23 protein-coding genes, 1 pseudogene and 2 riboswitches are annotated in these 25,732 nt (G+C 64.9%); of the genes and pseudogenes, 13 read left to right on the plus strand and 11 right to left on the minus strand.

Translation table 11 applies throughout. The features are described 5' to 3' along the window. Positions 1 to 40: 40 nt before the first annotated feature. From lipA to gcvP, 6 genes and pseudogenes are all read right to left on the minus strand, one after another. Positions 41 to 1,048: a lipoyl synthase gene (gene lipA, locus QFZ36_RS09665; protein WP_306635904.1), complete on the minus strand. Its 1,008-nt coding sequence runs from the start codon at positions 1,046 to 1,048 to the stop codon at positions 41 to 43. 14 nt (positions 1,049 to 1,062) lie between these two features. Continuing rightward, a complete protein-coding gene (locus QFZ36_RS09670; protein ID WP_306635906.1) occupies positions 1,063 to 2,490 on the minus strand; it encodes an L-serine ammonia-lyase in 1,428 nt (475 codons plus the stop codon). Between the two features lie 93 nt (positions 2,491 to 2,583). After that, positions 2,584 to 3,894, minus strand: a pseudogene (gene glyA, locus QFZ36_RS09675) (serine hydroxymethyltransferase); the annotation flags it as partial. 17 nt (positions 3,895 to 3,911) lie between these two features. Then, entirely contained in the window at positions 3,912 to 4,295 is a 384-nt protein-coding gene (gene gcvH / locus QFZ36_RS09680; protein ID WP_306635908.1) for a glycine cleavage system protein GcvH, read from the minus strand. 332 nt (positions 4,296 to 4,627) lie between these two features. Next, positions 4,628 to 5,749 carry a glycine cleavage system aminomethyltransferase GcvT gene (gene gcvT / locus QFZ36_RS09685; protein ID WP_306635910.1) on the minus strand — a complete coding sequence of 374 codons (1,122 nt, stop codon included), beginning with the start codon at positions 5,747 to 5,749 and terminating at the stop codon, positions 4,628 to 4,630. Positions 5,750 to 5,758: 9 nt separating this feature from the next. Next, a complete protein-coding gene (gene gcvP / locus QFZ36_RS09690; protein ID WP_306635912.1) occupies positions 5,759 to 8,611 on the minus strand; it encodes an aminomethyl-transferring glycine dehydrogenase in 2,853 nt (950 codons plus the stop codon). Between the two features lie 52 nt (positions 8,612 to 8,663). Next, a riboswitch (glycine riboswitch) is annotated at positions 8,664 to 8,771 on the minus strand. A gap of 1 nt (position 8,772) precedes the next feature. Then, positions 8,773 to 8,870: riboswitch (glycine riboswitch) on the minus strand. A gap of 221 nt (positions 8,871 to 9,091) precedes the next feature. On the opposite strand from gcvP, the gene QFZ36_RS09695 reads away from it, so the two are divergent. Next, complete coding sequence (locus QFZ36_RS09695; protein ID WP_306635914.1) at positions 9,092 to 10,966, plus strand: Na+/H+ antiporter; 1,875 nt, start codon at positions 9,092 to 9,094, stop codon at positions 10,964 to 10,966. A 95-nt stretch (positions 10,967 to 11,061) separates the two neighbouring features. Here QFZ36_RS09695 and QFZ36_RS09700 read toward each other — a convergent pair whose 3' ends face one another. Then, entirely contained in the window at positions 11,062 to 11,556 is a 495-nt protein-coding gene (locus QFZ36_RS09700; protein WP_306635916.1) for a MarR family winged helix-turn-helix transcriptional regulator, read from the minus strand. 92 nt (positions 11,557 to 11,648) lie between these two features. On the opposite strand from QFZ36_RS09700, the gene QFZ36_RS09705 reads away from it, so the two are divergent. Continuing rightward, the gene (locus QFZ36_RS09705) at positions 11,649 to 12,701 is read left to right on the plus strand and encodes an LLM class flavin-dependent oxidoreductase (RefSeq protein ID WP_306635918.1); all 1,053 of its coding nucleotides are present in this window, start codon (positions 11,649 to 11,651) and stop codon (positions 12,699 to 12,701) included. 46 nt (positions 12,702 to 12,747) lie between these two features. Further along, the gene (locus QFZ36_RS09710) at positions 12,748 to 13,122 is read left to right on the plus strand and encodes a DoxX family protein (RefSeq protein ID WP_306635920.1); all 375 of its coding nucleotides are present in this window, start codon (positions 12,748 to 12,750) and stop codon (positions 13,120 to 13,122) included. 89 nt (positions 13,123 to 13,211) lie between these two features. Here QFZ36_RS09710 and QFZ36_RS09715 read toward each other — a convergent pair whose 3' ends face one another. From QFZ36_RS09715 to QFZ36_RS09725, 3 genes are read right to left on the minus strand one after another with little or no spacing between them, the layout of a single operon-like run. Then, entirely contained in the window at positions 13,212 to 13,718 is a 507-nt protein-coding gene (locus QFZ36_RS09715; RefSeq protein ID WP_306635921.1) for an ester cyclase, read from the minus strand. 31 nt (positions 13,719 to 13,749) lie between these two features. Next, positions 13,750 to 14,157, minus strand: a complete 408-nt coding sequence (locus tag QFZ36_RS09720) for an SRPBCC family protein (protein WP_306635922.1) — start codon at positions 14,155 to 14,157, stop codon at positions 13,750 to 13,752. Further along, positions 14,154 to 14,468, minus strand: coding sequence for an ArsR/SmtB family transcription factor (locus QFZ36_RS09725; protein ID WP_306635924.1), 315 nt, complete (start codon positions 14,466 to 14,468; stop codon positions 14,154 to 14,156). Before QFZ36_RS09725 ends, QFZ36_RS09720 begins: the two co-directional genes overlap by 4 nt. A gap of 238 nt (positions 14,469 to 14,706) precedes the next feature. Between QFZ36_RS09725 and QFZ36_RS09730 the strand changes: the two genes are divergently transcribed. From QFZ36_RS09730 to QFZ36_RS09775, 10 genes are all read left to right on the plus strand, one after another. Then, entirely contained in the window at positions 14,707 to 16,242 is a 1,536-nt protein-coding gene (locus QFZ36_RS09730; RefSeq protein WP_306635926.1) for a sodium:solute symporter family protein, read from the plus strand. A 38-nt stretch (positions 16,243 to 16,280) separates the two neighbouring features. Beyond that, positions 16,281 to 17,552, plus strand: coding sequence for an AGE family epimerase/isomerase (locus tag QFZ36_RS09735; protein WP_306635927.1), 1,272 nt, complete (start codon positions 16,281 to 16,283; stop codon positions 17,550 to 17,552). After that, a complete protein-coding gene (locus QFZ36_RS09740; RefSeq protein WP_306635929.1) occupies positions 17,539 to 18,309 on the plus strand; it encodes a 6-phosphogluconolactonase in 771 nt (256 codons plus the stop codon). Before QFZ36_RS09735 ends, QFZ36_RS09740 begins: the two co-directional genes overlap by 14 nt. Then, positions 18,306 to 19,070: an SIS domain-containing protein gene (locus QFZ36_RS09745; RefSeq protein ID WP_306635930.1), complete on the plus strand. Its 765-nt coding sequence runs from the start codon at positions 18,306 to 18,308 to the stop codon at positions 19,068 to 19,070. The genes QFZ36_RS09740 and QFZ36_RS09745 overlap by 4 nt, the downstream gene beginning before the upstream one ends. Beyond that, positions 19,067 to 20,221 (plus strand): N-acetylglucosamine-6-phosphate deacetylase, encoded by a 1,155-nt coding sequence (locus QFZ36_RS09750; RefSeq protein WP_306635933.1) that lies wholly within the window; start codon positions 19,067 to 19,069, stop codon positions 20,219 to 20,221. The genes QFZ36_RS09745 and QFZ36_RS09750 overlap by 4 nt, the downstream gene beginning before the upstream one ends. Next, complete coding sequence (locus tag QFZ36_RS09755) at positions 20,218 to 21,510, plus strand: hypothetical protein (protein WP_306635935.1); 1,293 nt, start codon at positions 20,218 to 20,220, stop codon at positions 21,508 to 21,510. The genes QFZ36_RS09750 and QFZ36_RS09755 overlap by 4 nt, the downstream gene beginning before the upstream one ends. Beyond that, a complete protein-coding gene (locus QFZ36_RS09760) occupies positions 21,507 to 22,481 on the plus strand; it encodes a LacI family DNA-binding transcriptional regulator (RefSeq protein ID WP_306635936.1) in 975 nt (324 codons plus the stop codon). The genes QFZ36_RS09755 and QFZ36_RS09760 overlap by 4 nt, the downstream gene beginning before the upstream one ends. Positions 22,482 to 22,525: 44 nt before the next feature. After that, positions 22,526 to 22,885 carry a VOC family protein gene (locus tag QFZ36_RS09765; protein WP_306635939.1) on the plus strand — a complete coding sequence of 120 codons (360 nt, stop codon included), beginning with the start codon at positions 22,526 to 22,528 and terminating at the stop codon, positions 22,883 to 22,885. A 124-nt stretch (positions 22,886 to 23,009) separates the two neighbouring features. Beyond that, positions 23,010 to 23,294: a DUF427 domain-containing protein gene (locus QFZ36_RS09770; RefSeq protein WP_306635941.1), complete on the plus strand. Its 285-nt coding sequence runs from the start codon at positions 23,010 to 23,012 to the stop codon at positions 23,292 to 23,294. Positions 23,295 to 23,423: 129 nt separating this feature from the next. Next, positions 23,424 to 23,897: a GNAT family N-acetyltransferase gene (locus tag QFZ36_RS09775; RefSeq protein WP_306635944.1), complete on the plus strand. Its 474-nt coding sequence runs from the start codon at positions 23,424 to 23,426 to the stop codon at positions 23,895 to 23,897. Between the two features lie 39 nt (positions 23,898 to 23,936). Here QFZ36_RS09775 and QFZ36_RS09780 read toward each other — a convergent pair whose 3' ends face one another. After that, the gene (locus QFZ36_RS09780; RefSeq protein WP_306635946.1) at positions 23,937 to 25,580 is read right to left on the minus strand and encodes a serine hydrolase; all 1,644 of its coding nucleotides are present in this window, start codon (positions 25,578 to 25,580) and stop codon (positions 23,937 to 23,939) included. Positions 25,581 to 25,732 lie beyond the last annotated feature (152 nt).

Here is a 25,732-nt window from a genome sequence, read left to right on the forward strand (position 1 = left end):
TCAGGTATTGGTCATCAGATCTGGCCGGAGGCCGGGGCCATCACGCCGTTGCGGCCAAAAGGGAGCTGGCTTCCTGGCGGGTGCTGCCGGAGGACTCGATGTGGGCGAGTTCGGCGGGGATCTCCCAGCCTTTCTTCCGCATCGCGGTGGCCCAGAGCCGGCCGGCGCGGTAGGAGGAACGGACCAGCGGGCCGGACATCACCCCAAGGAAGCCGATCTCGTCCGCTTCCTGCTGCAGGTCCACGAACTCCTGCGGCTTGACCCACCGGTCCACCGGCAGGTGCCGCTCGGACGGGCGCAGGTACTGGGTGATGGTGATCAGGTCGCACCCGGCCTCGTGCAGGTCCCGCAGCGCCTCGGAAATCTCTTCGCGGGTTTCGCCCATGCCCAGGATCAGGTTGGACTTGGTCACCATGCCCAGGTTCCGGCCCTGCGTGATCACATCCAGGGACCGGTCGTACCGGAACGCCGGCCGGATCCGCTTGAAAATCCTCGGCACCGTCTCCACGTTGTGGGCGAACACCTCGGGCTTGGAATCGCAGATCGCGGCGATGTGTTCGGGTTTGCCGGAGAAGTCCGGGATCAACAGCTCCACCCCGGTGCCGGGGTTCAGCTCATGGATCTTCCGGACCGTCTCTGCGTACAGCCACACACCCTCGTCCTCGAGGTCGTCCCTGGCCACCCCGGTGACGGTGGCGTAGCGCAACTGCATGGCCTGCACGGACCTTGCCACCTTGGTCGGTTCGAACCGGTCCACCGGGGAGGGTTTGCCGGTATCGATCTGGCAGAAATCACACCGCCGGGTGCACTCGGAGCCGCCGATCAGGAACGTGGCTTCCTTGTCCTCCCAGCACTCAAAGATGTTGGGGCAGCCGGCCTCCTCGCACACCGTGTGCAGGCCTTCCTTCTTCACCAGGTTCTTCAACCCGACGAATTCCGGGCCCATCTGGACCTTGGCCTTGATCCACTCCGGCTTGCGCTCCACCGGGACAGCCGAGTTGCGCTGTTCAACGCGCAAAAGCTTCCGGCCTTCAGGTGCCAATGTCATGTGGTTCTCTTCTTTCAGCATTCGACGACGTTGACGGCGAGGCCGCCCATGGCCGTTTCCTTGTATTTGGAGCTCATGTCCTTGCCGGTCTCGCGCATGGTCACGATCACTTCATCGAGCGAGACCCGGTGGGAGCCGTCGCCCCAGAGGGCCATCTTCGCAGCGTTGATCGCCTTCGCCGCAGCGATCGCGTTCCGTTCGATGCAGGGCACCTGCACCAGCCCGCCGATCGGATCGCACGTCAGGCCCAGGTTGTGCTCCATCGCGATCTCCGCGGCGTTCTCCACCTGGGCAGGGGTTCCGCCCATCACCTCGGCCAGTCCGGCCGCTGCCATGGACGACGCCGAGCCCACCTCGCCCTGGCAGCCCACCTCAGCACCGGAAATGGACGCCTGCTCCTTGTAAAGCACCCCGACGGCGCCGGCAGCGAGCAGGAACCTGACCACCACGTCGTCGCGGTCCTCCTGGCTGGCATTCTCCATCCCCGGGGCAAAGTGCAGCGCGTAGTACAGCACCGCCGGAATAATCCCAGCGGCCCCGTTCGTGGGAGCGGTGACCACCCGGCCGCCCGAGGCGTTCTCCTCATTGACCGCCAGGGCGATCAAGTTAACCCACTCCTGCCAATACCTCGGGTCGTGGAACTCCTGGTCCTGGCCCTCAGCGTCCGGCCGTGAACTTTCCTTCTTCAGCCGGTCGTACCAGTCCGGCGCACGACGGCGGACCTTCAGCCCCCCGGGCAGCACGCCTTCGCGCTTCAGGCTGGTGGCCACGCAGCCCTCCATGACGGAGTAGATGTGCAGCAGGCCCTCGCGGATCTCCTCCGGGGTGCGGCTGTCCTCCTCGTTGACACGCATCACGTCGCTGATACCCAGCCCGGTTTCCCGGCAGTGCTCCAGCAATTCGGCGGCGGTGCGGAACGGGAGCGGCAGTTCCTTCTTCGATTCCTCCAGCTCCTGCTGCGCGGCGTCCTCCTCACCCTCACGGACGATAAACCCGCCGCCCACCGAAAAGAACGTGGCAGTGTGCAGCACTTGGCCACCGGCATCGGACACTGTGAAGGTCATGCCGTTGGTATGCCGCGGCAGGACGGTCAGCGGGCGCAGCACCATGTCCTTCACCCCGTAGGGCAGGGGCACGGCACCAGCGAGCTGCAGGATCCCGGTCTCGGCGATCGCAGCCAGCCGCTCCTCCACCTCCTCCGGCAGGATCTGCTCCGGATGGAAACCCTCCAGCCCCAGCAGGATGGCCGTCATGGTGCCGTGCCCGTGGCCGGTCGCCGCGAGCGAGCCGTACAGGTCCACCCGCAGCGACGCCACGTCCGCCAGCTTGCCGAGGCCCTTGAGCTCCTCCGCATAAACGGCAGCAGCCCGCATCGGCCCCACAGTATGGGAACTAGAGGGCCCAATCCCGATTGAGAAAAGGTCAAAGACTCCAACAGCCATGTGCGTGGTTCCTAACTAGGAGGGGGTCGGTGGTTGAGGGGTTTCGACAGGTTCAACCACCGGTGGTTGAACCTGTCGAAACCCTGCCGAACAGCTGAGGTTCGCTACGCCTGGGTAGAGGGGGTGGGCCTTGGCTAGGGCCTCTACGCGGTGACGCAGGCCGGTAAGGTCTGTGCCGGCGTCGGCCGTTAATGCTTCGGCGATGATGTCCGCAACCTCGCGGAAGGCGTCCTCGCCGAACCCGCGGGTGGCCAGGGCCGGGGTGCCGATGCGCAGGCCGGAGGTGACCATCGGCGGACGCGGGTCGAACGGGACGGCGTTGCGGTTGACCGTGATGTCGATCGCCGCGAGGCGGTCCTCGGCCTGCTGCCCGTCGAGTTCGCAGTTGCGCAGGTCCACGAGGACCAGGTGCACATCGGTGCCGCCGGAGATCACACTGATGCCCTTGCTGGTGACGTCCGGTTGGACCAGGCGCTCGGCGAGGATGCGGGCGCCGGCCAGGACGCGCTCCTGGCGTTCCTTGAACTCGGCGGACGCTGCGATCTTGAAGGCCACGGCCTTGCCGGCAATGACGTGCTCCAGCGGGCCGCCCTGCTGGCCCGGGAACACAGCCGAGTTGATCTTCTTGGCGATGTCGGCGTCGTCCGTCAGGATGATCCCGCCGCGCGGACCGGCGAGGGTCTTGTGCGTGGTGGACGTGGTGACGTGCGCGTGCGGCACCGGCGACGGGTGCAGGCCGGCGGCCACGAGGCCTGCGAAGTGGGCCATGTCCACCATCAGGTAGGCGCCAACGGAGTCCGCGATGCGGCGGAACTCGGCGAAGTCCAGCTGGCGGGCGTAGGCGGACCAGCCGGCAACGATCAGCGCGGGCTTGTGCTCCTGGGCAAGGCGCTCCACCTCGGCCATGTCCACGGTGTGGGTGTCCTCGCGGACGCCGTACGGCACCACGTTGTAGAGCTTGCCGGAGAAGTTGATCTTCATGCCGTGCGTGAGGTGGCCGCCGTGGGCAAGGTTGAGGCCCATGATGGTGTCGCCCGGCTTGATCAGCGCGTGCATCACCGAGGCGTTGGCCTGCGCGCCGGAGTGCGGCTGCACGTTGGCGAATTCCGCGCCGAAGAGCGCCTTGATCCGGTCAATGGCGAGCTGTTCGATGACGTCCACGTGCTCGCAGCCGCCGTAGTAGCGCTTGCCCGGGTAGCCCTCGGCGTACTTGTTGGTCAGCACCGAGCCCTGCGCCTGCATCACGGCGACGGCAGTGTGGTTCTCGGAGGCGATCATCTCCAGGCCGTCGCGCTGGCGGCTGAGTTCGTCGTCGATCTTCGCGGCGATCTCCGGGTCCAGAGTGGACAAGTCCGCGTCCAGGGACGGGGAAACGACCTGCTCGAATGCGGTAACTGTGCTCATGCCTGCGGCCGCGGCGCTCACAGTTCGCCGCCGTTGGCTGCCGCGTACTCTTCAGCGGACATCAGCGGACCCTCTTCGGTGACGGCCACCTTGAAGAGCCAGCCGGCGCCGTAGGGGTCGTTGTTGATCAAGGCGGGGTCGGAGACCACTTCCTCGTTGATCTCCACCACTTCGCCGGTGACGGGGGCGTAGAGGTCCGAGACGGACTTAGTGGATTCCACTTCGCCGCAGGTTTCCCCCGCGGTCACTGTGGAGCCCACCTCGGGCAGGTCCACGTACACGATGTCGCCCAGCGCATCCGCGGCCACAGCAGAGATTCCGACGCCGGTAGGCCCGGATCCATCAGCAGCAACCCACTCATGCTCGGCGGAGTACTTCAGTTCAGCAACAACTTTGCTCATGATTCTTTCCTTAGGTTCGTGTTTGAAAGTGTTGGGGCGTTCGCTCAAAACGTGCAGTAAGTGATGGGGCGTTCGCTCAAAACGTGCGGTAAGTGATGGCGCGTTCGCTCAAAACGTGCGGTAAGTGATGGGGCGTTCGCTCAAAACGTGCGGTAAGTGATGGGGCGTTCGCTCAAAACGTGCGGTAAGTGATGGAGCGTTCGGATAACGCGCGAAGGGTGAGCGAGCCTCGAGGGCCGGCGGAGCCGGGCTTTTCGAAAGCGTGCGTCAAAGCGACGAAGGAGCAGCACGCGTGAAAAGTCCGGTCTGCCGGTCCGAAGCCGACCCGAAGCCTATTTGGTGCGCTTGTAGAACGGGAGGTCGACGACTTCGAAGGGCTCTGCCTTGCCGCGGAGGTCGATGTCCAGGGCGGTGCCGGGTTCTGAGTGTTCGACGTCGACATAGGCCAGGGCGATCGGGTAACCGAGGGTCGGGCTCGGCTGGCCGGAGGTCACCTCGCCTACAGCGTTGCCGTCCTTGAGGACCGGGTAGTGGCTGCGTCCGGCGCGGCGGCCCAGGCCCTTGAGGCCCACGAGCTTGCGGCCGGAGGTGGAACCGGCGCCCAATTCCTTGAGCTCGGCAAGCACTGCCTTGCCCACGAAGTCCGATTCCTTCTTGAGCGAGACAACCGGGCCCAGGCCAGCGGCGTAGGGGTTGCCCGAGCGGGAAAGCTCGTTGCCGTAGAGCGGCATGCCCGCTTCGAGGCGGAGCGAGTCGCGGCACGCGAGCCCGGCGGGAATGAGCCCGTGATCAGAACCAACTTCCAGCAGGGCCTCCCACAGGCCGGCAGCATCCTCGTTGGGAATGTAGATCTCGAAGCCGTCTTCGCCGGTGTAACCGGTGCGGGCCAGCAGCAGTTCCTGCCCGTTTATCTCCACCTCGACAGCCGCGTAGTACTTCAGCTCGGTCACCAGCACATGCTGTTCGGCGGGGACCAGCGTCAGGAGGATGGCTTCGGCGTTCGGTCCCTGGACTGCGATGAGGGAGGTCTCAGCGGACACGTCTTCCACGCGGACGTCGAAGTTGGCGGCCCGTTCGGCCAATGCGGCGGCAACCACCGCAGCGTTGCCGGCGTTAGGGACCACGAGGTACTTCTGTTCGCCCCGGCGGTAGGAGATGAGGTCGTCGATGATGCCGCCGTCTTCCTGGCAGATCAGCGAGTATTTGGCCTTGCCCACGGCCACGGCGGACAGCTTGCCGGCAAGGGCATAGTCCAGGAAAGCTCCGGCGTCGGGGCCAGTGACCCAGACTTCGCCCATGTGGGAGAGGTCGAACAGGCCGGCAGCGTTGCGGACGGCGTGATGTTCGGCCAGTTCGGAGCTGTACTTCAGCGGCATCTGCCAGCCACCGAAGTCGGTGAAGGAAGCGCCGGCAATTTTGTGCTGCTCGTACAGCGCGGTGTAGTTCTCAGTCATCGGAAGTCCTTAGTTTTCGAACTCGGTGAGCGGCGGGCAGGAGCAGACCAGGTTGCGGTCCCCTGCTGCGCCGTCGATGCGGCCGACCGGCGGGAAGTACTTGTCCTGCCGCAGCGAGGAAACGGGGAAGGCGGCCTGCTCGCGCGGGTACATCTGGTTCCAGTCGGAGGAAACGACGGCGGCTGCCGTGTGGGGTGCATTCCGCAGCGGGGAGTTCTCCACGGCGAAGTCGCCGGCGGCCACCTGGTCGATTTCCCGGCGGATGGTGATCATGGCTTCGATGAAGCGGTCGATCTCCGCGAGGTCCTCGGACTCGGTGGGCTCCACCATGAGGGTGCCCGCGACCGGGAAGGACAGCGTGGGGGCGTGGAAGCCGAAGTCGATCAGGCGCTTGGCTACGTCCTCGGCGGTGACGCCGGTCTTGGCCGTCAGTTCGCGCAGGTCCAGGATGCACTCGTGCGCAACCAGACCGCTCTCGCCGGTGTAGAGGACCGGGAAGTGCTCGTCCAGCCGGGCCGCAACGTAGTTTGCCGCGAGCAGAGCTGACTTGGTGGCTTCGGTGAGTCCCTGGCCGCCCATCAGCTTCACGTACGCCCACGAGATCGGCAGCACGCCGGCGGAACCGAAGCGTGAAGCAGATATCGCAACCCCGTGCCCGGCCTCGTGCGCGGCCTTGTTGGCATCGCTCGGCATGAACGGCGCGAGGTGTGCCTTAGCAGCAACCGGTCCGACGCCCGGTCCCCCACCACCGTGCGGGATGCAGAAGGTCTTGTGCAGGTTCAGGTGGGACACGTCGCCGCCGAACTTGCCCGGCTGGGCGAGGCCAACGAGGGCGTTCAGGTTCGCGCCGTCAACGTACACCTGGCCGCCGGCTGCGTGGGTGGCGCCGCACACCTCGCGGACGTCGGAATCGTACACACCGTGGGTGGAGGGGTACGTGATCATGATGGCCGAGAGGACGTCCTTGTGGGCCTCGATCTTGGCCTGCAGGTCGGCGTGGTCAATCGTGCCGTCGGCAGCGGTAGCCACCACAACAACCTTCATGCCCGCGAGGACAGCCGAAGCGGCGTTGGTGCCGTGCGCCGAAGCCGGGATCAGGCAGACGTTGCGCTGCTGGTCACCGCGGGAGTGGTGGTAGCCGCGGATTGCCAGCAGGCCGGCGAGCTCGCCCTGCGAGCCGGCATTGGGCTGGATGGACACCTGGTCGTAGCCGGTGATTTCGGCAAGGTCGGATTCGAGTCCGGAAATGAGTTCACGCCAGCCGGCAGTCTGGGAATCCGGCGCGAACGGATGGATGGACGCGAATTCCGGCCAGGAGATGGCTTCCATCTCGGCGGTGGCGTTGAGCTTCATAGTGCAGGAGCCCAGCGGGATCATTGTGCGGTCCAGCGCCAGGTCGCGGTCCGAGAGGCGGCGGATGTAGCGCAGGAGCTGGGTTTCGGAGCGGTGGGTGTTGAATACCGGGTGCTGCAGGTAGGTGGAGGTGCGCAGTACCGTCTCGGGCAGCTCGAACCCGGCGGCCTCCACAACGGGACCGGCGCCAAAGGCGACGACCACTGCGGAGAGGACCTCCGGCGTCGTGGTTTCATCGACTGACACGCCAACTGTGTCCGCATCGATGAGGCGCAGGTTGATGCCGCGGGCTTCGGCGGCGGTGATCACCTTGGCGGCCTTGCCGGGTACGCGGACAGTGATGGTGTCGAAGAAGGTGTCGGACACCAGTTCGCGGCCGGCGATCTTCAGCGTAGCGGCGAGGGCGCGGGCGTTGTTGTGGACGGTTTCGGCGATCGCCTTCAGCCCGTCAGGGCCGTGGTAAACGGCGTAGAAGGACGAGACGATGGCCAGCAGTGCCTGCGCGGTGCAGATGTTGGACGTGGCCTTCTCTCGGCGGATGTGCTGCTCGCGGGTCTGGAGGGCAAGCCGGTAGGCGGGGACGCCGGCGTTGTCCTTGGAAACGCCCACGATGCGGCCGGGAAGGGTCCGTTCCATGCCGTCGCGGACGGCCATGTAGGCGGCGTGCGGTCCCCCAAAGAACAACGGCACGCCAAAACGCTGGGTGGAGCCGACGGCGATGTCCGCGCCCTGCTCGCCCGGCGGCGTGATCAGGGTGAGCGCCAGGAGGTCGGCGGCGACGGTGACCAGGGCACCCCGGTCCTTGGCTTCGGCGATGACGGCCGACTGGTCCCAGACCCGGCCGGAGACGCCCGGCTGCTGGAGGACCACACCGTTGACGTCGCCGTCGGGCAGTCCGTTGGTGAGGTCGGCGATTTCCACCTCGAAGCCCAGTGCTTCGGCGCGGCCCAGCACAATGGCGATGGTCTGCGGGAGGAGGTCGGCGTCGAGGACGGTCTTGCCGTCCTTCGCCGTCTTGTTCTTGTTGGCGCGGCGCATCAGGAGCACGGCTTCGGCGACGGCGGTGGCTTCGTCCAGGAGGGAGGCATTGGCCACCGGGAGCGCGGTGAGGTCCTGGACCATGGTCTGGAAGTTGAGCAGCGCCTCGAGCCGGCCCTGCGAGATTTCGGGCTGGTAGGGGGTGTAGGCGGTGTACCAGGCGGGGGCTTCGAGGATGTTGCGGCGGATCACCGGCGGGGTCACGGTGTCGTAGTAGCCCTGGCCGATCATCTGCACGGCCATCTTGTTCTTGCCCGCCAGCTTGCGGAGCTCGGCGAGGACCTGGACTTCGCTCAGGGCGTTCTCGAGGGTGAGGGGCTTGTCCTGGCGGATGGAATCGGGGACCGCGCTGTCGACCAGGCCGTCAAGGTTGTCGTAGCCGACGGCCTTAAGCATGGTGTCGATGTCCGACTGGCGGCGCGCGCCGATATGGCGGTCTGCGAAGGTGCTGGGGGACGATTGAACCGTCATAAGAGGAACTCCATAATTCAGGTGGCGCCTAAGCACCACGTTGATTCGGGTTCCTCCCCGCTCTGTATTGGACCTGAGAGTTTTGCGTTGCCCTGCCGTTTCGCAGGACGCCACTTGCACCGTCGGTGAGCCCGGTTGCCCGGACTGCTTTCCAGAGTTGCCTTGCCGCGGCGGTACGTGGGCCTGAGAGATTCCTGGGGAGGATTTGCTCCTACGGCGCCTGCAGAACGTACCGGCAGGACTCTCCCGCCGCAGATCATAAGCATGTGCCACTGGTGGGTGACACGGCTCACACCTTACAGGGTTGGGTGGCTGGATGCAAAATTACCGTCCGATAGGTCTGAAATCCTACCCGCACCCGGGATGCTTCATTCGCGGACGGACGACGGCGCGCCGTGCCGCCGGCGCCGTCTCACCAAAGTGCCGCGAGGCTCCGCCCCCTCCTGTGCCTGCGCTCCTCGGGCCTGAGACAATGGCCGAATGGAAATCGCACTGGGACTTCTGGTTCTCGTCGCGGTGGTCTGCGCCGGAAGCGCGTTGAGCCGGAAACTCAACATTTCGGTTCCGCTGCTGCTGGTGCTGGCGGGTGTGATCGGTTCCTTCCTCCCGTTCGTTCCGGACATTGAACTGAACCCGGAAGTGGTCCTGGTGGGACTGTTGCCGCCGCTGCTGTATGCCGCGGCGCTGCGGACTTCCCTGTTCGATTTCCGCTCCAACCGCCGGGCCATTGGACTGCTCTCGGTTGGTTACGTCATCTTCGGGACCATCACGGTGGGCCTGGTGGTCTGGTGGCTGTTCCCGGAGATTCCGCTGGCCGCCGCATTCGCCTTGGGTGCGGTCCTGGCACCGCCGGATGCCGTGGCTGCTACCTCCATCGCCCGGAAGGTGGGGATGCCGCGCAGGATTGTCACCATCCTGGAGGGCGAATCACTGGTCAATGACGCCACGGCATTGATTTGCCTCCGGGCCGCCATCGCCGCCATCGCGGGGTCCGTGTCCGCGGCGGAGATCGCCGGGGACTTCCTGCTCGCCGTGGGCGGCGGGCTGGTGGTGGGCATCGCCGCTGCCTACGTCCTGACTATGCTTCGCAAGCGCATCCGGAACGTCGCGATCAACACCTCCACGTCCCTGGTGGCCCCCTTGGTGGCATACCTCCCGGCGGAAGCGATCCACGCTTCGGGCGTCCTCGCCGTCGTCGTTACAGGGCTCGTGATGGGCACCAAAGCGCCTTCGATGCCCAACGGTGCCGCCCGGCTGAGCCAGCGCAGCAACTGGAACACCGTGCAGTTCCTGCTCGAGAACTCGGTTTTCCTGCTGATCGGGCTGCAGGTGCGGACGATCGTCGAGGGCGTCCAGGACGATTCCCTTGGTGCCGCAAGGATCTGGGCGGGTTGCGCTGTGATTCTGCTGGCGGTGCTGGTGCTCCGGCCGGTGTGGGTGTTCCCGGCGACGTACCTGCCCCGCCTGATTCCGGCCGTGCGGCGCAGCGATCCGTCGCCGCCCTGGCAGTTCCCGGCGATCGTTTCCTGGGCCGGGATGCGGGGGGTGGTCACCCTCGCGGCGGTGCTGGTGCTGCCCGAGGACCTGGAGCACCGTTCGGTGCTGATCCTCGCTGCCCTCGTGGTGGTCGGCGGCACGCTGACGCTGCAGGGCTTCACCCTCCCGGCGCTGGTCCGCGTCCTCAGGGTGCAGGGCCCGGACCAGCGCGAGGATGCGCTGAACAAGGCATCGCTGATGCAGCTCGCCACCGCCGCCGGGGTGGCCCGGCTGCAGGAACTGCGGACGGACGACGATCCGCCGGAGGTGGTGGCCATGCTGAAACGGCGCACCCAGGAGCGCGGGCTGGCGGCCTGGGAACGACTGGGGCGGCCCTCGGCGGAAACAGCGACGCCCAGCGAACGCTACGCCAGGCTGCGGCTTGCCATGCTGGAGGCGGAACGGGCCAAAGTGCTGGATCTGCGGCGCGGCGGCGAGTACGCCCAGGAGGTCCTCAGTGACGTCCTGGAGCGGCTGGACGTTGAGGAATCCATGCTGGATGCGGCGCTGGACGAGGTGGACACGTTCGGCGAGGGCGGCGGCGAAGGAATTGCCAGGCCCGGCGGAGTGTGCGGCCACCTCGAGTCGGCCCGGCCCCGAGAGGTCCCCCAGGATCCCTTCTGCGCGGACTGCCGCTTGGAAGGTACGACGCCGGTACACCTGCGGATGTGCCTGGGCTGCGGCAAAGTCGGATGCTGTGATTCCTCGCCCGCAACCCATGCATCCAGGCACTTTGCCGCCACCGGCCACCCGGTGATGCGGAGCATCGAGCCGGGCGAGGACTGGCTCTGGTGCTACCAGGACGACCTGCTGGGCTGACAGCCTGTTGGCATGGTTCAGGTGAGCGGACGACGACGGCGGAACGTCCCGCCGTCGTCCGCTGGATTGCCTTGGCCATCCCCGGCGGCCGTGAATTAGCCCTTTTCCTCTTCCAGGGCGAGATCCTTCAGGTGGCGGCGCAAACTCGTTGCAACCCTCCCAATGGCTTCAAGGTCTTCCGGGGCAAGGGCATCGACAAAGAACCGGCGTACCAGCCGGAGATGCGGCGCTGAGGAAGCACGGAAAGTCCGGGCCCCGTCCTCGGTCAATTCCACCTCGGCGCCACGGCTGTCGTTACCCGATTTATGCCGTCGGATGAGGCCCCTGTTTTCCATCCGCCCCAGGTGATGGGACAGGCGGCTTCGTTCCCACCCAATCCCCTCGGCCAGTACTGAGGAACGCAACTTGTGCTCCGGGGCCTCGCTGAGGGCCAGGAGCACGGCATAGTCGCCGGGGGACACACCGGACGTGGACTGCAGACCCGCCGCCAAAGCCTGGCGCATCGCCTCGGCCGTCTCGATGTACTCGCGCCACACGGCCAGTTCGTTCGGAGTGGGACTCTGCCGGGCGCCCTTGCTGCTGTGCTCCATGACCACCTTTTTCTACTTGACATGTCAACCCTACGGGTTGATGATTGACACGTCAATTAAGTAATTGACACATCAATTAGAGGACGGGCCCAGTGAGCGAAGTGATTTTTGGTTTGGATACCTTTGGCGACGTCCCCACGGATGATGCGGGTGGACCGGTAAGCCATGCTCGTGCCATCCGGCAACTGGTGGATGAGGCCGTTCTTGCCGATCAGTTGGGCGTGGACGCCTTCCTGGTCGGTGAGCATCACCGACCGGAATACTCGGTGTCGGCCCCGGAGACAGTCCTGGCCGGCATGGCCAGCCGCACCTCACGCATTCGCCTTGGGTCCGGGGTGACCGTGCTCAGTTCCGACGATCCTGTCCGGGTATTCCAGCGCTTCGCCACCGTGGATGCGCTCTCCAACGGCCGTGCCGAGGTCATTCTGGGGCGGGGTTCCTTCACGGAGTCTTTTCCGCTCTTCGGTTATGACCTCAAAGACTACGACGTGCTCTTTGAGCAGAAGATCGAACTGTTCGCGCAGCTTCTTGATGAGAAGCCCGTGACGTGGCGGGGCACGGTGCGTGCGCCGCTCGTTGAGGCGGATGTCTACCCCAAGACCGAGGGTGGCCTGAAAACGTGGGTGGGCGTTGGCGGCACACCCCAGTCGGTGGTCCGCACGGCCAAATACGGGTTCCCCCTGATGCTCGCCATCATCGGCGGACAGCCGGAGAGGTTCAAGCCGTTCATCGACCTTTACAAGCGGGCAGCCGCAGAGTTCAACACAACGGCCTGGCCGGTAGGCATGCACTCCCCCGGGTTCATCGCCGACACCGATGGCGAAGCCAAAGAGATCTTCTGGCCCCACTACAAGGTGGTCCGTGACCGCATCGGAGCACTCCGCGGCTGGCCCCCCGTCCGGCGCGAAGAATTTGAGGCCGAAATCCAGCACGGCTCGATGTACATCGGCTCGCCCGAGACGGTCGCCCGGAGAATCGCAGGTGCGGTGGCATCACTGGACGTCGGCCGCTTCGACCTCATCTTCACCTCGGGAGCGCAGCCGATCAGCGCACGCCTCAAAGCCGTGGAACTCTACGGAAGCAAAGTGGTGCCGATGGTCCGCGACATACTCGCCGCCGGCGGCAGCACTGGGGCAGCCGCATGACCCCCTCCGCCCCGATCAAGCCCTCCCAACCCGAAGGAAGAACATCGTGAACATCACCCTCTGGATCATCACCGCAATCCTCGCCCTAGCTTTCCTGGCGGCAGGAACCATGAAAATCGCCCAGCCGAAGGCGAAGCTTGCGGCCGCCGGCCAAGGGTGGGTGGAGGACTTCTCGGACGCCACGGTCAAGCGCATCGGCGCCCTCGAGATCCTCGCCGCCCTGGGCCTCATCCTTCCGGCCCTCTTTGGCATAGCCACCGTGCTGGTGCCGGCTGCCGCCGTCGGGCTCGTCCTGCTCATGGCAGGCGCGGCCATCACCCACGGCCGGCGCCACGAGACGCCGAATGTCGTTATCAACGTGGTCCTGGCCATCCTTGCCGCGGGGGTGGCTATCGCCCGGTTTGGCCCCTTCGGCTTCTAAGCGGCTCGAGCCTGCCCTGGATGCCCGACGGCGGGACGTCCCGCCGTCGTCATCCCCAGCTGGGTGACCCCCGTCTGGGTGACAGGAGGCTAGCCTCCGGGCAGCTGGATCACGCCGAGCTGCTGCATCAGCCCGAGGTCGTCCCGGTCCGACCAGTGCTCCACGATCTTTCCGTTGTGGATCCGATGGATTGCCACTGCGGTCTCCCGCAGTTGGGCGCCTGTGGGAGGGAGCGGCCCGGGGAGTTCGCCCTCGTGCCTGCCGGTGGCGGTCAGCCTGGTGACCACCCTGTCCCCTTCAGCGACCTGGTCCTCGATTTCATGGGTGCCGGGGGTCGCCGTCGAGAAGATGCGGAACGCCTGCTTCAGCCCTTCGCGGCCTGCCGGCAAGCCGGGGAATGGCGGGTGGTGGTCAAGATAGTCCTCAGCCACCAGCTCATCCATGGCATCAATATTCCCGGCGTCGATCTCGGCATAAAAGCGCCGCACGAGCTTTTTGTTGTCGTCAGTATCCACGGCCCGGCCTTCCATTTGTACACGGAATTTGTACTCGGACCGGATCAGCTGCTGCAGTTCAAGCGTGCCGTGGAGGGCCATTCTAAGCCCGCTTGGTGACCTCGGGAAGAAGTCAGGAGACGCCGGCGAGGACCTCGTCGATCCGGGCCAGGAGGCCGGGCCAGCCGTTGCCCATGCCCTCGATGGCCTGCTTACCCATCGGCGTATCGAGGCGGAAGCCGGCGTGTTCGTGGTGAAGGACGGTGCCGCCATCGACGGGCTCTAGGCGCCAGGTGATGGTGGTGTCCAGGTTGCCCTCGGAGAACAGGAAGGTGATGGACTTGCCGGGGTCCACGGTGAGGACTTCGCATTGCTGCTGGCCCCACGCGCCCATATCCAGGGTGAAGCGGTGGCCGACCACGGGGGCGATATCCCCCGGCGCCCACCAGCGGGCCAGGAGTTCGGGGGTGGTCAGCGCAGCCCACACGGCGTCCGCGGGGTGCGGGAAGCGGCGTTCGAGCCTGATGGCGTTCTCGGTCATAAGGGTTTCTCCTCGTCCAGAAGGTCGGCCAGCGCGTCGAGGCGCCGGTTCCAGTAGTGCTCAAAGTGCTTCACCCAGCCGCCGATCTCTTCGAGACCCGCGGGCTGGAGGTGGTACAGCCTGTTGCGGCCGTGCCGTTCTTCCCGGACCAGCCCGGCCTCGCGGAGGACGGCCAGGTGTTCGGACGCTGCCGAGCGGCTGAGCTCGAGCAGGCCGGTGAGTTCGCCCGCCGTCCTGGGACCCTGGCGGAGCTCGTCGAGGATGACGCGCCTTGCCGGGTTGGAGACAGCACCGAACACATCAGGAAGCACAGGACAAGGATATGTCGGAATTTTCCGACGCATCAATGTCCGGTCCCGTGGTTGAGCAAGCACTAAGCACTACTGGGGGGCTTCCGCTGCAAACGCTTGCAGCTGCCGCCTTTATTTCTTACGCACGTGCCTAACGGCCGGGCACAAAATTGGTTCCGCGGAAGGTATTGTCCTGCAAACGTTTGCATGCAAGAGTGGTCTGCATCACCTCCCAATCCTGCTTTCAAAGGAGAGAGCTATGCACGCACTCGACTGGATCGTTTTGTCCGGATACTTCCTTGTGATGGTGGGGATCGGCTGGTGGTCCCGGCGGAGGGTCCACAACGCGGCCGATTTCTTTACTGCCGGCGGCAAGATGCCGTGGTGGCTTGCCGGCATTTCGCATCACATGTCTGGCTACTCCGCCGCCGTCTTCGTCGGGTACGCAGCGCTCGCCTACACAACCGGATTTGCCGTCTACGTCTGGTGGGCGCTGAGCATCACGGTGGCCTGCGTAGTGGGATCATTCCTGTTCGCGCCACGGTGGCCACGGCTGCGTCAGCGACTGGGCATCATCTCGCCGCTGGAGTATCTCACCACCCGCTACAATCTCCCCGCCCAGCAGGTTCTGGCATGGTCGGGCACCGCGTTGAAGGTCTTTGATGTTGCCGCAAAATGGGCAGCCAGTGCCATCCTGCTCGAAACGTTCGCCGGAGTACCCCTGCCTGTCGGGATCGTCCTGGTGGGCGGCGTGACCATGGTTTACTCCACTATTGGCGGCCTCTGGGCAGACGCACTGACCGACTTTGGCCAGTTTGTCATTCAGTTCGTGGCGGCCATCGCCCTGCTGGTTGCCACGATGGCGAAGCTCGGCGGCATATCCTCAATCTTCGGTATGTGGGAGCAGCTGCCGCCTTCCCATTCCGCACCGTTCGGCGGAACCCTGACCATGGGATTCTTCCTGGCGTACATCGTCATCAGCACGGTTTCCTACAACGGAGGCACTTGGAACCTGGCCCAGCGGTTCATCGCCGCACCCACCGGATCTTCGGCCCGGAAGTCGACCCTCCTCTCGGGCGGACTCTACCTGGTGTGGCCGCTGGTCCTGTTCTTCCCCATGTGGGCAGCCCCGTTGCTTGTGCCCAATTTGGCGCAGCCGGAGCAGTCCTACGCGCTGGTGGCTCAGATGTTGCTGCCTGCGGGTCTGGTCGGGCTGGTTCTGGCCGGCATGTTCTCGCACACCATGGCCATGACATCATCGGACGCAAATGCAATCTCCGCAGTGATCACGCGTGACATTATTCCGGCGCTGCGGGGGTCTAGGCAGCCGCTTGCCTCGAAGACCGAACTGGCGGCAGGCCGTCTCTCCACGTTCCTGTTCATCGGACTTTCGATGGTGATCGCCCTGTCCGCGAATTCCTTCGGCGGCGTCCTGGGCCTTCTGATCCTGTGGTTCGGCGCCCTGGTGGGACCGATCGCCATTCCGATGCTGCTGGGCATGCTTCCCCCATTCAAGCGCTGCGGCCCGTCAGCTGCGCTGTTCTCGTGGGCCGCCGGTTTGATCGTGTTCGCTGTCAACAAGTACGTACTCACAGCGCAAATGGCCTCGCTGGGTGACCTTTCCCAGGCTGTTTCCGTCGCTGCTCCGATTCTCGCCTCCATCGTGGTCTACTGCCTCATGGGTGTCATTCGGCCATGGCGCAACGAGGAATCGGATGCCCTGGTCGATTCCCTCAGCGTCGATGCTCCAGAGGATGTGGACCAGGCGACGATCGCGGCCGGTGCCCGGGCATGACAGCAACGAAACCCGGTCCTAGCGGCGCTGTGCGCGGCATGACAGCATCCGGCTTTTCTCCCCGCGACCACCTGCAGGAAGCCATCCTTCCCTGGTGGGACAGCAACGGCGCGGACGATCTTCACGGCGGCGTCATGACCTGCTTTTCCAACGCAGGCGTTCTGCAGTCCACTGATAAGTACACGTGGTCGCAAGGACGCTGGGCGTGGCTGTGCGCGGAGATCGGCGCCGATGCGCGTCAGGGCATCCTGGAAGTCGACGACGAAAAGTGGTCCAGGCGGGCGGTTCAAACTGCCGAGTTTGTCCGGACGCACGCCGTGCTGGAGGGCGGATTCACCGCCTTCCGCACAGACCGGACCGGCACCGCCCTGCCGTCGGGCCCCTTTGGGGAAGTCGCAACCAGCGTCTTTGCCGATCTGTTCGCAGTCCTTGGCTTTGCAGGCGCAGCGAAAGTGCCCGGATATCCGGAGCCGGAAAAATCGCAGGCCGCGGCCACCGCTGACGAAATTCTGGCCAGCGCGCTGGCGAGAATCAAGTCTCGGAATGCCATGTCTGCCCCCTATCCTGTCCGGTCAGGTTTCAGCGACCTCGCCGCCCCCATGACCCTGCTCCACGCTGGATCCGAGCTCTTCCGGTCAACAGGCTCACCAGCTGCCCGGAGCGCCGTGTCCTACGCGCTTGGCCAGTTGCTTGAGGGTCAAGGCAGGGAACCGATGCTGCAGGAAACCCAGTGGTGGGAGTTCAGGCCGGACTCCGCCGGGGACACCGGCTCCCTCCTGGCAAGGCACAGGACACCGGGACACCTCTTGGAGTGCCTGTGGATGCTGATCCACAGCCAGGAGGCGGTGGGCGGTTCCGCATCAGCCCTCCCCGAGTGGCTTCCCGGGCTTGCGCTGCGAGCGCTGGAGCTCGGCTGGGATCAAGAGCACGGAGGGCTTTTCCGATACGTAGACAAGGACGGCGGCATGCCATCCGGGTCCCTTTTCCGCGGCGACCCCTATGAGGACCTCGTGCAATCCACCTGGAGCACCAAGTTGTGGTGGGTGCATGCGGAGGCCATGTATGCCACGAAGCTGCTCGCCCGGCACTACGGCGGTTACGGCTTCGAAGACTGGAATTCGAAGGTCACTGACTACACCCTTGCAACCTTCCCGGATCCGCACCGGAATGAATGGACACAAATCCGGGACAGACAGGGAGCGCCACTCGACAAGGTGGTGGCACTCCCGGTCAAGGATCCGTTCCACATCGCACGGACGGCGGTATTTCTCAATCGACTCGAAAAGGATGATTCACATGCAGCACAGTGACCTCGACGTCAGTCCGGCGCAACACGGGACACTCGCGGTCCGCGCCTACCCAACTAAAGAGGAACTCGGCAAGGCGGCCGGGGAGCATGCTGCCCTCGTCATCGCTGATGCTATTGCCGTCAACGGCACGGCCAGGGTCATGTTCGCCGCGGCGCCGAGCCAGGAAGCCACCCTGGCCACGCTCGTCGCGGAGCCCGGCGTCGACTGGTCACGCGTGGAGTGCTTCCACATGGACGACTACGTGGGGCTCCACCCGGATGCACCGCAGGGCTTCGGCAACTGGCTGCAGCGGCTGGTCTTCGATTCGGTCAGCCCCAAAGACTTCCACCGCATCAATACAGCGGGTGACGCGGCCCAGGGAGCGGAGGACTACGCCCGCATCATGGGCTCCGCGCCGTTCGATCTTGTGCTGTGCGGCCTTGGGGTCAACGGCCATCTGGCCTTCAATGACCCGCCGGCAGACTTCCACGACCAGAAAGCAGCCCGGGTGATTGCGTTGGATGATGTCTCGCGCCAGCAGCAGGTGGACGAGGGGCATTTCGAAGGGCTGGAAGACGTTCCCACGCAGGCCGTCACCGTGACCATCCCGCGTTTGCTTAACGCGGCAGTGATCATTGCCTCCGTGCCGGGGCAGGCGAAGAAGCAGGCAGTTGCAGATACCCTCGGCAAGCCCATCACGGGAGAACACCCCGGCACCATCCTTCGCACCCATCCCGAGTCGTCCCTCTACCTCGACAAGGAGTCTGATCCGCGATGAGTGACCCAGCAGATCTGGGCGCCGACTACCTGGCCCGCATCACCTCGCTCCTGGAACGCATCCATGCCGAGGAGCAGACTTCCATCGCGAAAGCGGCGTCGGTCCTCGCCGAACAGATAGCCGCGGACCGCCTCATCCACATCTACGGACCCGGCGGCCATTCCAACCTCGCCAGCCAGGAAGTGTTCTTCCGTGCGGGAGGCCTGATGCACATCTCGGCGATCCTCGACGAGGGGACCATGCTCACCGGCGGAGCGCTGCGCTCAATGGCGATGGAACGGACGCCCGGCTATGGTCGCATCGTGATCGAAAACGCGGGCCTTGTGCCCGGCGACGTGCTGATCCTGGTGAACGCGTACGGAATCAATACCGCCTTGATCGACGCCGCACTGACAGCCAGCACGCTGGGTGTCAGGACTATCGGCGTCTCCTCCCGGGAGCACGCCGAAAAGAGCGCAGCCGACCATCCCGCGCGGCACCCCTCAGGATCGAACCTGCACGACGTCGTCGACCTTCACATCGACACGAAAGTGCCGATCGGCGACGCCGTCGTGGAATTGCCCGGCGTCAGCGAAAAAGTCGGCGCTGTGTCCACCTTTGCCAACGCCTACACCCTCAATTGGCTCGTGCAATGCACCATCAGGGAACTGCGGGAGCGGAACATCGAGCCGCCCATCTGGCGGTCCGGCAACGCCCCCGGTGGCGACGAGGCAAACAGGAAGTTCCTGGACCGGTTCAAGGGTCGGGTGCATTCCTTATGACAAGGCAGTCCATCAAGGGCCGCGATGCCAGCCGCGGGGACGTTCTCACTGTTCATTTCGAAGACGGTTACATCGCCGCCGTCGAACGCAAACACGATCCGAACGCCTCGGACTTGCCGGTGCTGGCATCGGGTTTCGTCGACGCGCAGGTCAACGGCTACATGGGCATGGACGTCAACGCGCCCGACGCCGACAGCACAGTCATCGAGGGAATCACCGGGGAATTGGCGCGGATTGGCGTCACCACCTGGGTGCCGACCATTATCACCGCCAGCGAGGAAGCGATCAGCCATGCGCTGAGGTGCGTGGAAAAGGCCCGGAACGCAGATGCCCGGGTGCGGGACGCCATCCCCTGCGTCCACGTTGAAGGCCCTTTCATTTCCGACCATGACGGGGCACGTGGAGTCCACGACGCCAGCCAGGTCCGGGCCATCGATCCGGAGGAGGTGCGGCGGTGGGCCGCCATCACCCGGATAGGCGTGGTCACTGTGTCCCCGCACTGGCCCGATACACCAAGGGCAATCGAGGAGATCTGTTCAATGGGCATCCGGGTTTCCATCGGGCACACCCATGCAGGTGCAGCCGAGGTACTCAGCGCCATCGACGCGGGCGCAAGCCTGTCCACCCACCTGGGCAACGGAATTGCCGCGATGATCCCGCGCCACCCAAACGCCATCTGGACGCAGCTGGCCGACGACCGCGTGACCTGCGGGCTCATAGCGGACGGCCATCATTTGCCCCCGGAAACCATCGAGGTCATGCTGCGGGCGAAAGGACCCCGCGGAGCATTTCTCGTTTCCGATACGACGGCGATTGCCGGCAACGCGCCGGGCCGGTACGAGACTCCTGTCGGCGGGAGTGTAGATCTCGATGAGCACGGACGGCTCTCGTATGTGGGAACGGAGCTGCTGGCCGGCGCGGCAGCCAGCCTTCCCGACGGCCTGCGCAACGTGGTGAGGTCAACCAGCGTGAGCCTGGGACAGGCGCTCAAACTCGTCACGGAAAATCCGGCGCGATCACTTCCGGGAGCCCGTCCCGGACTGGGAACGCTGCAGCCCGGGGCGCCTGCGGACATGGTCCTCGTCTCCGATTCCGGAGCGGTGCTCGAAGTCATCAGATCCTCGGCGAGGATGGAGAACATCCGCCCATGAGCTCCCCATCCATGACAACTGACGACGGCGGCACCAACCACCTGTCGGTGGGCGCCGCCACCGTGGAGGTTGCCGTACCGCCAGGCACCAGGATGTCCGGTTTTGCTGCCCGTGTGGAGCCGAGCACCGGAGTTCATGACCCCCTTACCGTGCGTGCACTTGTTATCGACAACTTCTGCTGGGTGACGGTGGATGTGTGCGGCCTTGACGGCCCCGCCTGCCGGACCATAGCGGACCGGATCCCGTTCCGGGACGGCTACGCGGTGATCGGCGCCACCCACACACACGCCGGCCCCTGTGCAATGCGTGGAGGCTTAGGGGAATGCGACCCGGAAATCATCGAAGCCATCAGCGAAGCTGCAGCAGTTGCCGTCAAAGATGCTTCCAACTCACGGGAACCCTGCCGGGCCTATTACGAATCCTTCCAAGGTCTTGGCATCGCCAAAAACCGGCGGCACCCTGAGCGGGCAATAGATCCATCACTGCAGGTTGTGGCATTCAAGCGGGACGACGGGACAATCAGGACCTGGCTGGTGCAGTATCCCTGCCATCCCGTGGTGCTTGGCGCTGACAACCGGCTGATCTCCGGAGACTACCCTGCCTTTGTGCGCAGCCACCTCGAGCGCGAAGCCCCTGGATCCACTGCAGTCTTCCTGACGGGGGCGGCCGGTGATGTGAACACTGGCCATTCTGCCGAAAGTTCCTATTCCCAGGCATCCTCCCAGCACCGGACATTCACCGAGGCCCAACGGATAGGAGACCTTCTCGGCAAGGCTGCTGCCCGGGCACGGACATCAAGCCAGGCGCTCGGCAGCGTCACCCGGGCCGCCGCGGCTCCCGTTGAGCTGTGCTTCGAAGTACTTGACGCCCGCAGCCCTGCCGAGTCAGCGGCGCACTGGACTAAGCTCATGGCGGGTGCGGTACCGGGTCAGCGGGAGTTGCTGCAGACCTGGATTGACTGGGCAGCCCGCGACCAACTACTGCGGGATATGAAATGGAGAGGGACGGTGACAGTTCTGCGGCTTGGCGGTTTGCTGGTGGTGGCGCTGCCGGGAGAACCCTTCCTCGAGTGCGCCGAGCGCATCCAGGAAGCCTTCGACTCTCCCGTTCTCGTAGCCGCATACAGCAACGGCTGCCCTGGGTACTTTCCCACCTCGGATGAGTACGACCACGGCGGATACGAGGTCACCGACGCCCACCGCTACTACGGCATGCCAGCCCCGTTCAAGCGGGGCAGCGCCGAGCAGTTGGTGGAAACTGCGGTTGGACTGGGACGGGAGTTGTTGTGAAGAGCAAGTCCACGATTGTCCAAGTCGCGAAGCGTATCGGCGTGGCGCCCTCCACCGTTTCCCGCGCATTCACCGATCCGGGGAAGCTGAAGCCGGAGACCGTCCAGCGGGTGATGGATGCGGCTGCAGAGATCGGTTATGTCCCCAACCATCACGCCCGCGCTCTGATCACCGGCCGCTCCGGCGCTATTGGACTGGTGCTGCCTGACGTTGCCAACCCGTTCTTTCCGCCGCTGATCCGGTATGCGCAGTTGGCGGCAGAGGATTACGGGCTGGCAGTCTTCGTTGCCGACACCGCTGAGGACACCAAGCGGGAACTGCAGATGATCGAGCGGCTTTCACCGCAAGTGGAAGGGCTGATCATTGCGTCCTCGCGGCTTTCGGATCGGGTTCTTCAGACCATTGCCGAACGCCAACCAACGGTGTTGATCAACCGCGACGTGGCCGGCGTCCCGCGTGTCCTGATCAGCACTTCCAAGGCCCTCGCCGAAGGGCTCCATCACCTCGTGGAAGCCGGCCACACCCGCATTGCTTACGTTGGCGGGCCGGCGAGGTCCTGGTCCGATGCCCAGCGTCATGGCTGCGTACAGTCAACGCTGGAAAGCCTCGGACTGAAGCCGTTTTTCTTCCAGGCAAAGTCCGGAAACTACTCCGATGCCCTGGAAGTCAGCGGTGAGGTGGAAGCCGCCGGGGCCACGGCCGTGATCGCCTTTGACGACGTCGTTGCCCATGGCCTGATGTCCGGGTTCCGGGCACACGGCATGCGCGTCCCGGAGGACATCAACGTCCTGGGTTGTGACGACACCTTGGCTATAACAACGCATCCCCCGCTTTCGAGTATCTCGCTGGATCTGGCGTCCGCCGCCCGCAGCGCGGTCACAATCCTGCGCTCGGCCGGCAGGCCTGGTGCGAGCAGCGACCAGCGGTTTGAGCTGGAAGGGTCCTTGGTGCTTCGCGGCACGACCATTTGACCTGGCCCTCGCATCCGTGCACGGCCCGGGTTTAGGCTGGGCGGATGTTGACCCTCGGCACCATAGTCCTCGGCGTCAACGACGTCGCGCTCGCTACCGAATTCTGGCATGCCGCCCTCGGCTACGTTCCCCGTGAGCGAGGTGACGAGACGTGGGTGACGCTTGCGCCGGCGTCGGGCCCCGGAGCGCAACTGTCACTCATGTTGAGTGAGACGCCAGTCCAAGAGCACCCGCGGATCCATCTGGACTTATACGCGGACGATCAGGACACGGAGGTGGAGCGGCTCATCTCACTCGGCGCGCAGCGCGTGGACTGGGACCTGTACCCGGAGGATCCTGATTTCGTGGTCCTCGCCGATCCCGACGGGAACCGGTTCTGCGTCATCGACAAAAGCCCGCGGTAGCGCCGCCGTCGGACGCCTCCGGCAGTCCCTCTGCCGTCCGGGAACAACCGCGGCCGTCAGGCCGTTGGCATTCCTACGACCCGAGCCGCCTTTCATGTCAGCGGCACTTACGGAAGGAAACCACATGGTCAGGGCCATCTGGAACGGAAAAGTCATCGCCGAATCCACTGACACCGTGGTGGTGGAGGGCAACCACTACTTCCCGCGCGACGCCGTCAACGCGGGATACCTGCGGGACAGCGACCTCTATTCCATCTGCCCGTGGAAGGGCAAGGCCAGCTATCACACGCTGGAAGTGGACGGGAAGCTGAACGTGGACGCTGCGTGGTACTACCCGGAGACAAAGCCGCGGGCGAAGCAGATCGAGGACCGCATCGCGTTCTGGCGCGGCGTGACCATCGAGGCTTAGAAGGCGGACAACGGACGACGGACGACGGCGGGGAACTCCCGCCATTGTCCGTTGCCTTTTCGCAGCTGGGGACTTCCCGGCGCGGCCTTAGCAGTCCGATGCTGGCCCAAGCCGGTAGATTTAGCGGCGATGATTTCCATTGACCGGGACGATTCCACACACGGTGATGTGCACCAGCTCCTTAGCGAACACCTGGCAGACATGTTCGCCACCTCGCCGGCCGAAAGCGTTCACGCCCTGGACCCCTCTGCACTGTCAGTACCGTCGATTACGTTCTGGGCGGCCCGTGAGGACGGCGGCCTGCTGGGCTGCGGCGCGCTTAAGCTCCTGGAATCCCTCGCCGGGCTCCCCAGACACGGCGAAATAAAGTCCATGCGGACCGCCGCGGCGGCACGGGGAAAGGGAGTGGCAACCCTCATGCTCCGGCATATCCTCGCCGACGCCCGCGCCCGGAACCTCGAGCGCATCTACCTTGAGACCGGCACCGAGGATTATTTCGCCCCCGCTCGGCGCCTGTATGTCCGGAACGGCTTCACCGAGTGCCCGCCTTTCGCGGACTATGCCCTGGATCCCAACAGCGTCTATATGGAACTGCGGCTCTAAGTCCCGGGCTCGCGTCTCACATCCCGAAGAACGCCGGCATCACCGGGTGAAGGTCCCCAGCCCGGTCCTGTCGTAGAAGTCCAGGGTGACACTCGGCGAGGAGCCGCCGCCTGTTTCCGCAAACAGCGCACCGGCAAGGCCGTTGGCGTTTTCTCCTATGGACTCAAAGCTGAAGGTATCGCCGTCGAAATGGGTGAGAAGGAAAGTCGTGGGGTTGGCAGGCGGTCCCATTCTCATGGCCAGTTTTCCGCCCTCTTCGAGGACCACGAGCGGGCCATAGTAGGAGTTGTTGTAGGTGCCCGTGTAAGCGCTGTTTGCCTTGGCAGGGGAAGGGGCAGGCGCAGCTTTGGTGTAGTCGACCTCAGGTTTCTCGGACTCATCAATGCGCTTGAAGGCGCCTTCAGTGAATGCCAGCCAGTCCACCGTGGGTGATCCGTGCTGGGCTGTGTCCAGGAAGCCGGCGGTGATTGCTTCAGGAATCCCCTGCGGGCGCCCGTTGGTCAGGGCCACAATGGCCAATTGTTCACCGGGAAGCATGGCGACGGCGGTGGCGGCGCCAAGGTTGAACGCCCCGGAGTGTCCCAGCTGGACGCGGGCCTGGTCATCGTACGAGACGTTCCAGCCCAGCCCATAGAAACGCGAGCGCGCAGCGGGAGCCGAAGCCGGCCCGGAGACCGCATGGGGAACGTGGCTTGTTTGGAGGGCAGCCGCATCAATAACGGGCTTGCCCTCGTAACTGCCGTTGCCCAGCTGCAGCCGGAGCCATTGGGCCAGGTCCCGCACCGACGAACTCGCACCCCCGGCCGGAGCCTCGGAATCGGCGTTGCGGCGGTATTTCGCTGCCCACTGCTTGTTCCCCAGGGGCACATGAATGGTGGCCTTGTTTGTGGCTCGCTCGTAGTCCGAGTAACGGTAGCTGCTGGCGGACATGCCCAGAGGCCGGAATAAAACCTCGTCGGCCAGATCCTCCCAAGTCACTTTCAGGGCATCGGCTGCCGCCTGGCCGCCTTCCGTGTATCCGAAATTGCTGTAGTTATAGCTGGACCGGAACGTATCCAGGGGCTCCTGGTTGAGGTGGCCGAGGATGTACGCCCGGTCGAAGCCGAGGTCCTCCAGCAGGTCACCCGAGGCTGTTCGCAACCCACTGCGGTGCGACAGCAGATCAGCAAAGGTGGCATTCCGCGTGACGTAGTCGTCCTTGAGCGCGAAGCTCCTGTTATGTTCGATAACGGGGTCCGTCCAGTTGATGACCTCCCGCCCCACCAGCCCGGCCACCACTGTGGATGCCAGGGGCTTGGACACAGAAGCCACCTGGAACACGGTGTCAGGACTAATTTCCTCGGGCTTTCCGACTTCCCGGACCCCAAAACCTTTGGAGTACACCACCTCATCCTGATACACCACGGCGACGGCCATACCCGGGAGCCCGGTGTGCTCCATGGCGGACTGGATCTGTCCGTCGAGCTGGGCCAGGGCATGGTCGACTTTCCGCCGGTCCAGCAGTGGTTCGATCTGTCCCGGCGGGACCGGGAGCAGGGATGCCGGCGCCGTCGCTGAGGATACAGACTCTGCCGATGCGCCGGTACAAGCGGACAGCAGCGGCAACGCGGCGACACTGGCCGCCCCAATCCCGGCTGTCTTCAGCAGCGTGCGCCGGTTCGGGAAAGCGGAACCATCATTCATCTCGAATCCTTGATCCGTAGGCGGTGGGCGTTTCAGTAGGCCCCAGCCTTCCCGACAGCCTTAATAGTGAACCCCACACTGTAAGCAGGCAATGGATGCTGCGGAAGTTGGGTAGGCCCGGGCGCCACACGGATCAGCGGGCATAAGCTGAT

Source organism: Pseudarthrobacter siccitolerans (assembly GCF_030823375.1).
GTDB classification, from domain to species: Bacteria; Actinomycetota; Actinomycetes; order Actinomycetales; family Micrococcaceae; genus Arthrobacter; species Arthrobacter siccitolerans_A.

Bases quoted from the DNA above. Each gene is read 5' to 3' on its own strand.
- QFZ36_RS09750 (WP_306635933.1), top strand. From the start codon at position 19,067: ATGACAAGGCAGTCCATCAAGGGCCGCGATGCCAGCCGCGGGGACGTT.
- QFZ36_RS09730 (WP_306635926.1), top strand. From the start codon at position 14,707: ATGCACGCACTCGACTGGATCGTTTTGTCCGGATACTTCCTTGTGATG.
- QFZ36_RS09755 (WP_306635935.1), top strand. From the start codon at position 20,218: ATGAGCTCCCCATCCATGACAACTGACGACGGCGGCACCAACCACCTG.
- QFZ36_RS09780 (WP_306635946.1), bottom strand. From the start codon at position 25,580: ATGAATGATGGTTCCGCTTTCCCGAACCGGCGCACGCTGCTGAAGACA.
- QFZ36_RS09770 (WP_306635941.1), top strand. From the start codon at position 23,010: ATGGTCAGGGCCATCTGGAACGGAAAAGTCATCGCCGAATCCACTGAC.
- QFZ36_RS09740 (WP_306635929.1), top strand. From the start codon at position 17,539: ATGCAGCACAGTGACCTCGACGTCAGTCCGGCGCAACACGGGACACTC.
- QFZ36_RS09765 (WP_306635939.1), top strand. From the start codon at position 22,526: ATGTTGACCCTCGGCACCATAGTCCTCGGCGTCAACGACGTCGCGCTC.
- gcvH (WP_306635908.1), bottom strand. From the start codon at position 4,295: ATGAGCAAAGTTGTTGCTGAACTGAAGTACTCCGCCGAGCATGAGTGG.
- QFZ36_RS09745 (WP_306635930.1), top strand. From the start codon at position 18,306: ATGAGTGACCCAGCAGATCTGGGCGCCGACTACCTGGCCCGCATCACC.
- QFZ36_RS09715 (WP_306635921.1), bottom strand. From the start codon at position 13,718: ATGGCCCTCCACGGCACGCTTGAACTGCAGCAGCTGATCCGGTCCGAG.
- QFZ36_RS09700 (WP_306635916.1), bottom strand. From the start codon at position 11,556: ATGGAGCACAGCAGCAAGGGCGCCCGGCAGAGTCCCACTCCGAACGAA.
- lipA (WP_306635904.1), bottom strand. From the start codon at position 1,048: ATGACATTGGCACCTGAAGGCCGGAAGCTTTTGCGCGTTGAACAGCGC.
- QFZ36_RS09775 (WP_306635944.1), top strand. From the start codon at position 23,424: ATGATTTCCATTGACCGGGACGATTCCACACACGGTGATGTGCACCAG.
- gcvP (WP_306635912.1), bottom strand. From the start codon at position 8,611: ATGACGGTTCAATCGTCCCCCAGCACCTTCGCAGACCGCCATATCGGC.
- QFZ36_RS09720 (WP_306635922.1), bottom strand. From the start codon at position 14,157: ATGACCGAGAACGCCATCAGGCTCGAACGCCGCTTCCCGCACCCCGCG.
- QFZ36_RS09695 (WP_306635914.1), top strand. From the start codon at position 9,092: ATGGAAATCGCACTGGGACTTCTGGTTCTCGTCGCGGTGGTCTGCGCC.
- gcvT (WP_306635910.1), bottom strand. From the start codon at position 5,749: ATGACTGAGAACTACACCGCGCTGTACGAGCAGCACAAAATTGCCGGC.
- QFZ36_RS09735 (WP_306635927.1), top strand. From the start codon at position 16,281: ATGACAGCATCCGGCTTTTCTCCCCGCGACCACCTGCAGGAAGCCATC.
- QFZ36_RS09670 (WP_306635906.1), bottom strand. From the start codon at position 2,490: ATGGCTGTTGGAGTCTTTGACCTTTTCTCAATCGGGATTGGGCCCTCT.